This is a genomic window from Pseudomonas fluorescens (genome assembly GCF_001648775.1).
GTDB classification, from domain to species: domain Bacteria; phylum Pseudomonadota; class Gammaproteobacteria; order Pseudomonadales; family Pseudomonadaceae; genus Aquipseudomonas; species Aquipseudomonas fluorescens_M.
The window spans coordinates 218,199-230,584 of sequence record NZ_LVEJ01000001.1; the positions used below are offsets into that span (position 1 = coordinate 218,199).

Annotated in this window: 15 protein-coding genes; 8 read left to right on the forward strand and 7 right to left on the reverse strand. The window is 60.7% G+C overall.

All coding sequences use genetic code 11. From position 1 onward, the window contains the following. The first annotated feature begins 10 nt into the window (after positions 1–10). Together A8O26_RS01050 and A8O26_RS01055 are read left to right on the forward strand one after the other, a co-directional pair. Positions 11–256, forward strand: coding sequence for a TIGR02647 family protein (locus tag A8O26_RS01050; protein WP_039757399.1), 246 nt, complete (start codon positions 11–13; stop codon positions 254–256). 182 nt (positions 257–438) lie between these two features. Further along, positions 439–3,282, forward strand: coding sequence for a class I adenylate cyclase (locus A8O26_RS01055; protein WP_064116394.1), 2,844 nt, complete (start codon positions 439–441; stop codon positions 3,280–3,282). 8 nt (positions 3,283–3,290) lie between these two features. Here the strand turns inward: A8O26_RS01055 and rnk are convergent, their stop codons facing one another. The 3 genes from rnk to cyaY all read right to left on the reverse strand — a co-directional run bounded on the left by rnk (position 3,291) and on the right by cyaY (position 4,400). Further along, on the reverse strand, positions 3,291–3,710 hold the full coding sequence (gene rnk / locus A8O26_RS01060) for a nucleoside diphosphate kinase regulator (RefSeq protein ID WP_064116395.1): 420 nt from the start codon (positions 3,708–3,710) through the stop codon (positions 3,291–3,293). Positions 3,711–3,838: 128 nt separating this feature from the next. After that, positions 3,839–4,063 (reverse strand): DUF1289 domain-containing protein, encoded by a 225-nt coding sequence (locus A8O26_RS29225; protein WP_081265138.1) that lies wholly within the window; start codon positions 4,061–4,063, stop codon positions 3,839–3,841. Between the two features lie 4 nt (positions 4,064–4,067). After that, complete coding sequence (cyaY, locus tag A8O26_RS01065) at positions 4,068–4,400, reverse strand: iron donor protein CyaY (protein WP_007911100.1); 333 nt, start codon at positions 4,398–4,400, stop codon at positions 4,068–4,070. A 316-nt stretch (positions 4,401–4,716) separates the two neighbouring features. On the opposite strand from cyaY, the gene lptM reads away from it, so the two are divergent. Genes lptM through A8O26_RS01090 form a run of 6 tightly spaced genes read left to right on the forward strand, consistent with a single transcriptional unit; the run spans position 4,717 to position 9,326 of the window. Next, positions 4,717–4,890, forward strand: coding sequence for an LPS translocon maturation chaperone LptM (gene lptM, locus A8O26_RS29230; protein ID WP_042561715.1), 174 nt, complete (start codon positions 4,717–4,719; stop codon positions 4,888–4,890). A 9-nt stretch (positions 4,891–4,899) separates the two neighbouring features. Beyond that, positions 4,900–6,147 (forward strand): diaminopimelate decarboxylase, encoded by a 1,248-nt coding sequence (lysA, locus tag A8O26_RS01070; RefSeq protein ID WP_064116396.1) that lies wholly within the window; start codon positions 4,900–4,902, stop codon positions 6,145–6,147. Between the two features lie 3 nt (positions 6,148–6,150). Beyond that, entirely contained in the window at positions 6,151–6,981 is an 831-nt protein-coding gene (gene dapF / locus A8O26_RS01075) for a diaminopimelate epimerase (RefSeq protein ID WP_064116397.1), read from the forward strand. 13 nt (positions 6,982–6,994) lie between these two features. After that, positions 6,995–7,720 carry a DUF484 family protein gene (locus A8O26_RS01080; RefSeq protein WP_064116398.1) on the forward strand — a complete coding sequence of 242 codons (726 nt, stop codon included), beginning with the start codon at positions 6,995–6,997 and terminating at the stop codon, positions 7,718–7,720. A 2-nt stretch (positions 7,721–7,722) separates the two neighbouring features. Further along, positions 7,723–8,622, forward strand: a complete 900-nt coding sequence (gene xerC / locus A8O26_RS01085) for a tyrosine recombinase XerC (RefSeq protein ID WP_064116399.1) — start codon at positions 7,723–7,725, stop codon at positions 8,620–8,622. Next, positions 8,619–9,326: an HAD family hydrolase gene (locus A8O26_RS01090; RefSeq protein ID WP_064116400.1), complete on the forward strand. Its 708-nt coding sequence runs from the start codon at positions 8,619–8,621 to the stop codon at positions 9,324–9,326. Before xerC ends, A8O26_RS01090 begins: the two co-directional genes overlap by 4 nt. 191 nt (positions 9,327–9,517) lie before the next feature. Here A8O26_RS01090 and sutA read toward each other — a convergent pair whose 3' ends face one another. The 4 genes from sutA to glnK form a co-directional block, all read right to left on the reverse strand. Then, on the reverse strand, positions 9,518–9,844 hold the full coding sequence (gene sutA / locus A8O26_RS01095; RefSeq protein WP_007920420.1) for a transcriptional regulator SutA: 327 nt from the start codon (positions 9,842–9,844) through the stop codon (positions 9,518–9,520). Between the two features lie 102 nt (positions 9,845–9,946). Next, on the reverse strand, positions 9,947–10,372 hold the full coding sequence (locus A8O26_RS01100; RefSeq protein WP_064116401.1) for a secondary thiamine-phosphate synthase enzyme YjbQ: 426 nt from the start codon (positions 10,370–10,372) through the stop codon (positions 9,947–9,949). Between the two features lie 214 nt (positions 10,373–10,586). Further along, on the reverse strand, positions 10,587–11,924 hold the full coding sequence (locus tag A8O26_RS01105; protein WP_064116402.1) for an ammonium transporter: 1,338 nt from the start codon (positions 11,922–11,924) through the stop codon (positions 10,587–10,589). Positions 11,925–11,962: 38 nt separating this feature from the next. Continuing rightward, a complete protein-coding gene (gene glnK / locus A8O26_RS01110; protein WP_002555808.1) occupies positions 11,963–12,301 on the reverse strand; it encodes a P-II family nitrogen regulator in 339 nt (112 codons plus the stop codon). Between the last annotated feature and the right edge of the window lie 85 nt (positions 12,302–12,386).

Below are 12,386 nucleotides of genomic sequence, written 5' to 3' on the forward strand. Positions count from 1 at the left end.
TGGAGTCCTTATGTCGCTTACCCCTGAGTTGGTTGCCGAACTGGAAGTCCTCGCACTCTTCAACCTGGACAGTTCCCAGGAAGGTCTGAAAATTCATCAGACCGCTGCCCCAAAACACATTGCCGCCGCCCAACGCCTCTTTGAAAAAGAACTGACCGACCAGCCCGATGGCGGTTATCTGACCAGCCTCGGTCGCGACGCTGCACAAAATGTGCAAACCGTGCTGACCATTCTGAGAGAGCAAGAAACCGCCTGATCCTCCCCGACTTTGCCCACGGGAACTCCTGCCACGGGATTTCCGCGGGCCTGCCCGGTCGCCCGCGATAGAAATCTGACGTCAAAAAACAAAATCAGCTAAAAGTCCCGCCGCGCTAAGGCTAAACTGCCTGACATTCCGAGACCCTCTACGTCCGAGCCTGCGAGCCGGTTTGAGCTGACATGACGCGCACCCACGAAATCCGCCCTGACCTCGACGAAGGCATTGACCGCAAGGTCCTCAGCCAGCTGCGCGCGCGCTTTCTCAAACTCAATGAAGGCCGCCTGGGCCGTGCCCTCGAAGGCCTGTCGACACGCCAGCAGAGCGTACTGACGCTGCTGCCGCTGTTCTTCCACGTCAATCATCCGCTACTGCCGGGTTACGTCTCGAGCAGCACGCCGGCCGGCCTGTCGAATTACGAGCCGGACGCCAATGTGCTCACCGAAGCCCAGCGCCTGACCCGCTCGTTCTCTTACAAGCCGCGCCATGGCAGCAACCCGCCGCGACCGATTCACGGCCTGTTCCTGATGGGCAGCCTCGGTACGCTGGCCCAGGCCGATCAGAGCGACATGGACGTGTGGGTCTGCCATGCGCCAGACCTGAGCGACAGCGAACTCACCGAGCTGAGCAAGAAATGCCAGTTGCTGGAAGCCTGGGCCGCCAGCCAGGGCGCCGAGGCGCATTTCTTTCTGATCGACCCGGTGCGCTTCGTCAAAGGCGAACGCGACACCCAGCTCAGTTCGGAAAACTGCGGCACCACCCAGCATTACCTGCTGCTGGACGAGTTTTACCGCACCGCGATCTGGCTGGCCGGACGTACGCCAATCTGGTGGCTGGTGCCGGTTTACGAAGAAACCGCCTACGACCTTTACACCCACACCCTGCTGTCGAAGCGTTTTATTCGCGCCGACGAAACCCTTGATCTCGGGCACTTGGCGACCATTCCTCCAGGGGAATTCATCGGCGCCGGTCTGTGGCAGCTGTTCAAGGGTATCGAGTCACCGTACAAATCGGTGCTCAAACTGTTGCTGACCGAGGTCTACGCCAGCGAGCACCCGCACGTGCAGTGCCTGAGCCTGCGCTTCAAAAAAGCCGTGTTCGCCAATCAGCTCGATCTCGATGAGCTGGATCCGTACATGGTCGTGTACCGGCGCATCGAGGAATACCTCACCGCGCGCAATGAACCGGAGCGCCTGGAACTGGTGCGCCGCGCGCTGTACCTCAAGGTCAACCGCAAGCTCACCGGCAACAGCCGCACGCAGAGCTGGCAACGTTCGTTGTTGGAACGGCTGGCCAGCGAATGGCATTGGGATCAGCGACAACTGACGCTGCTCGACAGCCGCAGCCAGTGGAAAGTCCGCCAGGTCAGCGCCGAGCGCCGCGCGCTGGTCAATGAGCTGAATTACAGCTATCGCTTCCTCACCCAGTTTGCCCGCACCGAGCAGACCGTCAGCCTGATCAATAAACGCGACCTCAACGTCCTCGGTCGCCGGCTCTATGCAGCCTTCGAGCGCAAGGCCGACAAGGTCGAATTCATCAATCCCGGCATCGCCCCGGATCTGGCCGAAGACACGTTGACGCTGGTGCAGTCGCGCAATAAAAAGGAGCCCGGACAAACCCAGTGGGGCCTGTACAACGGCAGCCTCACGGCACTTGAGTGGGAACACTTCGCGCCGATCAAGCGCAGTCGCGAGTTGCTTGAACTGCTGACCTGGTGCCACCGCAACGGCGTGATCGACAGCAGCACGCGCCTGGCTCTGCATCCCGGCACCAGCGACTTGAGCGAGTTCGAGCTGTTCAACCTGCTCGGCAGCCTGCAACAGTGCATCGCCCTGCCCTTGCCCACCGTGGCCGAAGAGCCGTTGCTGCGCGCCGCCGTGCCGAGCGAAGTGCTGCTTCTGGTCAACGTCGGCGTCGATCCGCTCAAACATCACCGCGACCTGAACATCCTGATGACCACCGAGCGCACCGACTCGCTGAGTTACGCCGGCGTGCGCGAAAACCTCGTGCTGACCCTCGATCAGGTCACGCTCAACAGCTGGAATGAGGTGTTGGTCAACCGTTTCGACGGCCCGCACGCCTTGCTCGATTGCCTGCGCGATTACCTCAACAATCTGCCGCGCGGACCGTTGCAGCCGTCGCTGAAAGTGCGCTGCTTCTGCCACAACCGCGCGCAGTTCATTGCCCGTCGGGTCGAGGAAATCGTCGACACCGCACAGAACCTGTTGCTCAGCGAATTGAACCACCGCTACCTGATTCAAGTGCAACAGCACTATCACGTGCTGGAACTGGTGCCGGGCCAGGTCAACCACGTCGCCCTCGCCACCCTGCCGGCCCTGCTCGATTACCTCGGTGAAGAGCAGCCGCGCTACAGCCCGCTGCATCTGGACCCGATGGCGCTGGAGGATCATGACCTCGCATTGATCCTGCCGATGGGCCAGCCGGAATGTATTCAAGTGTTCTACCGCATCACCGAGCAGCAGGCCGAGTTGTACGTGCTGGATGAATTCAACGCACTGTGGCAACAACACCTGCCGTATCACGACGAGCAAAGCCTGTTGGTGCCGTTGCAGCGTTTCCTGCAATCGATCCTGTTCCGCCGCGAAGCCGTACTGCCGATGGACGCCGGCCCGGATGTCCGCCTCGAAACTTTGTATTACCAGTTATTACCTTCGGGCCCGGGGCGCGCACGCCGGGTCGAATCGCGACCAGCCCCGCAGACGCCAGTCAACAAGCCGTTCTACGACGTGCAGGCGATCGTCGGCAAAGCCGCACCGGGCGAAGTGCAGGTCACCCTGTATTGCAATCAACGGGAGTTCAGCGAACTGGAACATGGCGACCAGTTGTTCAGCGTGGTCGCCCGGGAAATCGTCGAGCAGCGCCGCGACAGTGAACGCTATCGTTGCTACATCACCGACCTCGACCTTTCAGGTCTGCTCGGTGATGGGCAAAGTTCAAGCAATCTGTATCTGCGTTACAAGGCTGACCTGGAGCGCGCTCTGAACGAGGCACTCGAACAGGTCTGAGGGCGGGGTTACTCGGGGAAGGCGCCACCGTTGGCCGGCTGCGATTCGACTTCAAGCAAGGTCAGTTTCAGGGTCTTGCCGCCGGGGGCTGGCCAGTCAATGTGCTGACCGACTTTCAGGCCCAGCAGTGCGCTGCCGACCGGTGCCAGAATGGAAATCTTGCCTTCGTCGGCGTTGGCATCCTTGGGATAGACCAGCGTCAGGTGGTAATCCTTGCCACTGCCTTCTTCGCGGCAATGCACGCGGGAATTCATCGTCACGACATCGGCAGACACTTCATCGTGGCCGACCACGGTGTCGGCGCGATCCAGTTCGGTTTGCAGCGCAATCACGCCCGGCGCAGCCTGGTCTTTCTCGTTCAGGTTGTCGATCAGGCGTTCCAGACGTTGCACGTCCAGACGGGTAAGGGTGATGGAAGGTGCGGTCATGATCCGGGCAGACTCCTTTCTTCTGCACACAAAAAAAGCAAAACCCCGCCAAAAAAGACGGGGTTTTCACCGGGCCTCGATGGGTTGAGGCGTGTTCGGACACTATCACAGCTCAAAAAATATACAAGTCACGCCCCGCCGCACTGTTTGCGCTGCGACGCCTGCGCGCAAATCGCTCGCCGCCGCTCGTCGTCCGCCGAACGCCATTCGCGTATGTCTTCGACATGGCGGAAGCAGCCGAGGCAGACCTTTTGCTCATCTAGCCGACACACGCCACTGCACGGCGAAGGCACCGCAGGGCTGATGTTGCTGTAGAGCGGCTTCGGAGGCCGGGCGGGAGCAGTCTCAGTCACAGAATCACAGACCTTCGAAGTCGAATTCAGCGCCAGCCTGTTGCTTGACGATGCGCTCGAGCATTTCGCCCAATTGCTCCTCGCTCTTGTCGCACATCCAGCGCTCGCTTTCTTCGTCGTAGTCGAAGTGGAAACCACCGGACACCGCCGCCAGCCACAGCTGACGCAGCGGTTCCTGGCGGCTGAAGATCAGTTGCGAGCCGTTTTCGAACTTGACGGTGAGGACACCGGCCGAGTTCTCCATGTCGATATCGAGGTCGCTTTCGTCAAAGATGTCTTCCAGTTTTTCCTGGGTTTCATCGACCAGATCGTGGAAACGCGCTTCGGACAAACTCATTGTGGCAACCTCAAAAAATGTCTGATCAGGCTCAAGCGCCGCAAGATACGGACGCTGCCGGCCGAATGCAAAGATTAACGACCAAGCACCGTTTCCCATCCCGCATTGACCCCTGTGGGAGCGAGCTTGCTCGCGAAGGCGCCGGAAAATTCAACATCAATGGCAACTGACATACCGCTTTCGCGAGCAAGCTCGCTCCCACAGGGTTACCAGTGCTCACGGACGAGCCCCGCCGGACGGGAACCCCCTCGCATAGGCAAGCCGCCGGGTGGCCGGTATACTCCGGCGCAATTAACGCATTTTCAAGGATTTCGCCATGAAGCGCCTGATCTCTTCCCTTGCTGCGCTCGTCGCGGTTGCCTGCCTCGTTTCGGCCTGTGGTCAAAAAGGCCCGCTGTACCTGCCGGATGACGATCAGGACCCGGCCGAGCAAGCCCAGTCTTCGCAAAAGCAGCCTGCCTCGAAAGCACACAAGCACGACGTTTACTAAGGGATCGCCATGGACGCTTTTAACTACCGTGGCGGGGAGCTGTTTGCGGAAGGTGTGGCGCTGTCCGCCATCGCCGACCGCTTCGGCACGCCCACTTACGTTTACTCGCGCGCGCACATCGAAGCCCAGTATCTGGCCTACGCCGATGCGCTGGCCGGCATGCCGCACCTGGTCTGCTTTGCGGTCAAAGCCAACTCCAACCTCGGCGTGCTGAATGTCCTGGCCCGTCTCGGCGCCGGTTTCGACATCGTTTCCCGCGGGGAACTGGAGCGCGTACTCGCCGCGGGCGGCAGCCCTGACAAGATCGTTTTCTCCGGTGTCGGCAAGACCCGTGACGACATGCGCCGTGCGCTGGAAGTCGGCGTGCACTGCTTCAACGTCGAATCCACCGACGAGCTGGAGCGCCTGCAAGTGGTTGCCGCCGAGCTGGGTGTTCGCGCACCGGTATCGCTGCGCGTGAACCCGGACGTCGATGCCGGCACCCACCCGTACATTTCCACCGGTCTCAAAGAGAACAAGTTCGGCATCGCCATTGCCGACGCCGAAGACGTGTACGTGCGCGCCGCACATCTGCCGAACCTGGAAGTGGTGGGCGTTGATTGCCACATCGGTTCGCAACTGACCACGCTGCCGCCATTTCTTGACGCACTTGATCGTCTGCTGGATCTGGTCGATCGCCTCGGTGATTGCGGCATTCACCTGCGCCACATCGATCTCGGTGGTGGTTTGGGCGTGCGTTATCGCGATGAAGAGCCGCCATTGGCTGCCGACTACATCAAAGCCGTGCGCGAGCGTCTGAGCGGTCGTGATCTGGCGCTGGTGTTCGAGCCGGGCCGTTTCATCGTTGCCAACGCCGGCGTGCTGCTGACGCAGGTCGAGTACCTCAAGCACACCGAACACAAGGATTTCGCCATCGTCGACGCGGCGATGAACGACCTGATCCGCCCGGCGCTGTATCAGGCGTGGATGGACGTCACCGCGGTCAAGCCGCGTGACACTGCCGCGCGCAAATACGACATCGTTGGCCCGATCTGCGAAACCGGCGACTTCCTCGCCAAGGACCGTGAGCTGGCGCTGGAAGAAGGCGACCTGCTGACCGTGCATTCGGCCGGTGCCTACGGTTTTGTCATGAGTTCCAACTACAACACTCGCGGCCGTGCCGCTGAAGTGCTGGTAGACGGTGATCAGGTTTTTGAAGTGCGCCGCCGCGAAACCGTGGCTGAGCTGTTTGCCGGCGAAAGCCTGCTGCCGGAGTAACCCATGCTGCTGCGTTTTACTAAAATGCACGGCTTGGGCAATGACTTCATGGTTCTCGACCTGGTCAGCCAGCACGCGCATATTCAGCCAAAGCACGCCAAGCAATGGGGCGACCGCCACACCGGCATCGGCTTCGACCAGTTGCTGATTGTTGAGGCGCCGAGCAATCCGGACGTGGATTTCCGCTACCGGATCTTCAACTCCGATGGCTCGGAAGTCGAGCAGTGCGGCAACGGTGCGCGCTGTTTTGCGCGCTTCGTGCTCGACAAGCGTCTGACCGCGAAACGGCAGATTCGCGTCGAGACCAAGGGCGGCATCATCGAACTGGACGTGCGTAACGACGGCCAGATCGGCGTGAACATGGGCGCCCCGCGTCTGGTGCCGGCGGATATTCCGTTCCAAGCGCCAGCGCAGGCCATCAGCTATCAGCTGGAAGTGGACGGCACCACGGTCGAACTGGCCGCCGTGTCGATGGGCAACCCGCACGCGGTGTTGCGCGTGCAGGACATCAACAGTGCACCGGTGCATGAACTGGGGCCGAAAATCGAACACCACCCGCGCTTCCCCGCGCGAGTGAACGTCGGTTTTCTCCAGGTCATCGACCGCAACCGTGCGCAGTTGCGCGTGTGGGAACGTGGCGCCGGGGAAACCCAGGCCTGCGGTACCGGCGCGTGTGCAGCGGCTGTCGCTGCGATCAGCCAGGGGTGGATGGATTCGCCGCTATTGATCGACCTGCCCGGCGGGCGTCTGTCCATCGAATGGGCAGGCCCTGGCCAACCGGTGCTGATGACCGGTCCGGCAGTGCGTGTATACGAAGGACAAGTACGTCTTTGAGTGAGCAGAAACCATGACCGATAAGCCTCAGGTACCCGCCCGACAGTCCGACGAATCAGCGTCCGAGAGCCTCGAGGCGGCAGCGGTTGCCGCATACCTCGAGGCGCATCCGGACTTCTTCGTCGAGCACGAAGAACTGCTGCCTGCCCTGCGCATTCCTCACCAGCGTGGCGATACCGTTTCGCTGGTCGAGCGGCAGATGACCATCCTGCGCGACCGCAACATCGAGATGCGTCATCGGCTCTCGCAGTTGATGGACGTCGCCCGCGACAACGATCGCCTGTTCGACAAGACCCGCCGTCTCATTCTCTCCTTGATGGATGCCGCCAGCCTGGAAGACGTGGTGATCAGCGTCGAAGACAGCCTGCGCCAGGATTTTCAGGTGCCTTTTGTCAGCCTGATTCTACTGGGAGACAACCCAGCGCCGGTTGGTCGCTGGGTAACTCACGCTGATGCACAAGTCGCTATCGGCGGCCTGCTCACCGAAGGCAAAAGCGTCAGCGGCAGCCTGCGTGAGCATGAACTGGATTTCCTCTTCGGCGAGGAACAGCGCAAGCAGATCGGCTCAACTGCCGTGGTCGCCGTCAGCCATCAAGGCATCCACGGCATTCTGGCAATTGCCAGCCGTGATCCGCAGCACTACAAGAGTTCGGTCGGTACGCTGTTCTTGAGCTACATCGCCGAAGTCATGGGCCGCGTGCTGCCACGGGTCAACAGCTCGCTGCGCTCGGTACGCTGAACATGGAACGACAACTGGACGCTTACTGCGAACATCTGCGCAGTGAGCGACAGGTGTCGCCGCACACGCTGTCGGCCTACCGCCGCGACCTCGATAAAGTCCTCGGCTGGTGCGTCAAACAGAACATCGGCAGTTGGTCTGCGCTGGACATTCAGCGTCTGCGCAGCCTGATTGCTCGCTTGCATGCGCAGGGCCAGTCCTCGCGCAGCCTCGCCCGATTGCTTTCGGCGGTGCGCGGGCTCTATCACTATCTGAATCGCGAAGGCCTTTGCGATCACGATCCGGCGACCGGTCTGGCGCCGCCGAAAGGCGAACGTCGCCTGCCGAAAACCCTCGACACCGACCGTGCGCTGCAACTGCTTGAAGGCGCGGTGGAGGATGATTTTCTGGCGCGGCGCGATCAGGCGATTCTGGAATTGTTCTATTCATCCGGCCTGCGCCTTTCCGAACTGACCGGGCTCAATCTTGATCAACTCGACCTCGCCGACGGCATGGTTCAGGTGCTCGGCAAGGGCAGCAAAACCCGCCTGCTGCCGGTCGGCAAAAAGGCCCGCGAAGCGATCGAACAATGGCTGCCGTTGCGCGCGATGACCAACCCGGCGGACGACGCCGTGTTCGTCAGCCAGCAAGGCCGACGCCTCGGCCCGCGGGCGATTCAGGTGCGGGTCAAACTCGCCGGCGAGCGTGAACTGGGGCAGAACCTGCACCCGCACATGCTGCGGCACTCTTTCGCCAGCCACTTGCTGGAATCCTCGCAGGACTTGCGCGCGGTGCAGGAATTGCTCGGCCACTCCGACATCAAGACCACGCAGATCTATACCCACCTGGACTTCCAGCACCTGGCGGCGGTCTACGACAGCGCCCACCCACGGGCCAAACGCATGAAAGGCGATGATTCATGAGCATCCAGTTGATCACCTTCGACCTCGACGACACCTTGTGGGACACCGCCCCGGTGATCGTCAGCGCCGAAGCGGTATTGCGCGAATGGCTGAGCGAACATGCGCCGAATCTGGGCGCGGTGCCGGTGGAACATTTGTGGGCGATTCGTGAGCGCGTGCTGGCGAACGAGCCGGGGCTCAAGCATCGAATCAGCGCGCTGCGTCGGCGAGTGCTGTTTCATGCAATGGAAGACGCTGGATACGCCCATGGCGAAGCCACCGACCTGGCGGACAAGGGTTTTGAAGTCTTTCTGCATGCGCGGCATCAGATCGAAGTGTTCCCCGAAGTCGAGCCCGTGCTGGAGATTCTCGCCAATCACTATGCCCTCGGCGTGGTCACCAACGGCAATGCCGATGTGCGTCGGCTGGGGCTGGCGGATTACTTCAAGTTTGCGCTGTGCGCCGAAGATATCGGCATCGCCAAACCGGATGCGCGGTTGTTCCACGAGGCGTTGCAGCGTGGCGGCGCGACCGCCGAAACCGCCGTGCATATCGGCGATCATCCGGGGGATGACATTGCCGGGGCGCAGCAGGCTGGGTTGCGCGCGATATGGTTTAACCCGGCGGGTAAGGTCTGGGAAGCGGATCGCTTGCCGGATGCCGAAATCCGTAGCCTGACCGATTTGCCAGCGGTGCTTGCCCGCTGGAATGCCACCTCGAACTGATCTACTACCCCCTGTGGGAGCGAGCCTGCTCGCGAAGGCATTCTGTCATTCGATACTGATGGTGACTGACCCACCGCTTTCGCGAGCAGGCTCGCTCCCACAGGGGAATTGCGTTCACTTCGACTGCTCTATTTCAGGCATGAAAAAGCCCGCAGCGACGGCGGGCTTTTTCAGCAAGCCAGCGGCACGCCTCAGATAGGGCGGCTGCCGTACTTGTTGTCCGGCTTTTTCGGAGGATCGGCGACCACATTGGCCTCCACTTCCTGAACCTTGCCGCCGCGCGACAGGAACTCTTCCATGGCCTTGGCCAGGGCGTCGCGTTCCTTGTTCTTGGCTTCAATGCTCGGCAACTCGTCTACCGACACCGCAGCCTTGGCTTTGCCTTTGGCAGCCGGGGCCGGCGTATCGTCGCCACCATCGTCGTCAGCAACGTCTTCCGCTGCTGCTTCCAGACCTTCCTCGGCCTCGTCTTCGTCGCCTACTTCGAGGTCGTCGTTTTCCAGATCATCGTCGCTCATGTTCTACCTCATGACTTGCGAAAAGCAGATTAGTTATAGACCAGCTTTGGCAACTGTCGAAAGTCGCCGTTAAAAAATCAGTAACCATTGGTGACCAACGGTTTATGCCCCTTCACCGTGCAAGGTGGCGAGGACTTTTCGAGCACCGCCGTGATCACGGTGCTCGCCCAGATAAACGCCTTGCCAAGTGCCCAGTGCCAGGCGACCTGCCGAAACCGGCAGACTGATCTGGCAACCAAGCACGCTGGCCTTGAAGTGCGCCGGGAGGTCGTCCAGGCCTTCGTCGTTATGCTCATAGCCGTCTGTTCCTTGTGGGATCAGACGATTGAAAAATCGTTCGAAGTCGCGACGGACCGCCGGATCGGCGTTCTCGTTGATGGTCAACGACGCCGAGGTATGCTGCAGCCACAAATGCAACAGACCGACCCGACACGCCCCGAGTTCAGGCAGGCCGGCGAGTAACTCGTCCGTTACCAGATGAAAGCCCCGGGGCCGTGCCCGCAGGGTTATCAGAGTCTGTTGCCACATACAGTTCTCCGCACGTTCGGGGCGCATTCTAGCGCGCTCTGGGAAAAAACAAAGGCCCTAATATTCCTGCAATGATGTAAGCCATTGGCCGCAGAAAAACGCCCGTCGTAAACACGACCAAAGCCGTACGAAAAATCCTTTCAGCTGCTCTTTCAATGACAAATTCCAGACAAAAAAATGCCCGGCGAACCGGGCAAGTTTTTAGTGCGCGTACTTACAGGTTGTAGCCGCGTTCGTTGTGTTGTGCCAGATCGAGACCGACCGACTCTTCTTCCTCGGTCACACGCAGACCCATCACGGCGTCCAGGACCTTGAGGATGATGAAGGTGACGATCGCGGTGTAGATCACCGTGAAGCCGACGCCTTTGCACTGAATCCACACTTGCGCAGCGATGTCGGTGACGGTGCCGAAGCCACCCAGCGACGGTGCAGCGAACACACCGGTGAGGATCGCGCCGAGGATACCGCCGATGCCGTGCACGCCGAAGGCATCCAGGGAATCGTCATAACCGAGTTTGCGTTTCAGGGTGGTGGCGCAGAAGAAGCACACCACGCCTGCGGCCAGACCGATCACCAATGCGCCCATCGGACCCACGGTACCGGCAGCCGGAGTGATCGCTACCAGACCGGCAACCACACCCGAGGCGATGCCCAGCGCGCTTGGTTTGCCGTGAGTGATCCACTCGGCAAACATCCAGCCCAGCGCCGCCGCAGCGGTAGCGATCTGGGTCACCAGCATCGCCATACCGGCAGTGCCGTTGGCGGCGGCGGCGGAACCGGCGTTGAAGCCGAACCAGCCGACCCACAGCATCGCTGCGCCCATCAGGGTGTAACCGAGGTTGTGCGGGGCCATCGGAGTGGTCGGGAAGCCTTTGCGCTTGCCCAATACCAGGCAGCAGATCAGACCGGCCACACCGGCGTTGATGTGCACCACGGTGCCGCCCGCGAAGTCGAGCACGCCCCAGTCCCACAACAGGCCGCCGTTACCGGACCAGACCATGTGCGCGATCGGTGCGTAAACCAGGGTGAACCAGATACCCATGAAGATCAGCATCGCGGAGAACTTCATCCGCTCGGCAAATGCACCGACGATCAGCGCCGGGGTGATGATCGCGAAGGTCATCTGGAAGGTGACGAAAACCGCCTCCGGGAACAACGCCGCAGGCCCGGTCAGGCTGGCTGGCGTGATACCGGCGAGGAACGCCTTGCCGAAGCCGCCGACAAAGGAGTTGAAGTTGACGACGCCCTGCTCCATGCCAGTGGTGTCGAACGCGATGCTGTAGCCATAAATGACCCACAGGACGCTGATCAGACCGGTAATGGCGAAGCACTGCATCATCACGGAAAGAATGTTTTTCGAGCGAACCATGCCGCCGTAGAACAGCGCCAGGCCGGGGATGGTCATAAACAGCACGAGGGCTGTCGAGGTGAGCATCCAGGCAGTGTCGCCGGAATTGAGGACCGGGGCCGCCACTTCGTCTGCCGCCATAGCAAGGCCGGGCATTACGATAGACAACAGGGCTCCTAGCCCTGCGAATTTACGCAGAGTCATATTGTTTTCTCCTGGGGCGTTGGGGTTTGTGGCGGCGTTTAAATCGCGTCGGTATCGGTTTCGCCGGTACGGATGCGAATCGCCTGTTCCAGATTGACCACGAAGATCTTGCCGTCACCGATCTTGCCGGTGTTGGCCGCTTTGGTGATCGCCTCGATCACCCGATCCAGATCCTTGTCGTCGATGGCCACGTCGATTTTCACCTTGGGCAGAAAATCGACCACATATTCCGCGCCGCGATACAGCTCGGTGTGACCCTTCTGCCGGCCGAAGCCTTTGACTTCAGTAACGGTAATGCCCTGCACGCCGATTTCGGACAGCGACTCGCGCACGTCGTCCAACTTGAACGGCTTGATGATGGCAGTGACTAGCTTCATGAAACTCTCTCCCGAATTGGTGGACTTGCCCCAGGAAAACAAACCCGACTCAAGTCTAAGCGCAGTGCCTGGCTTTGTAACGCAT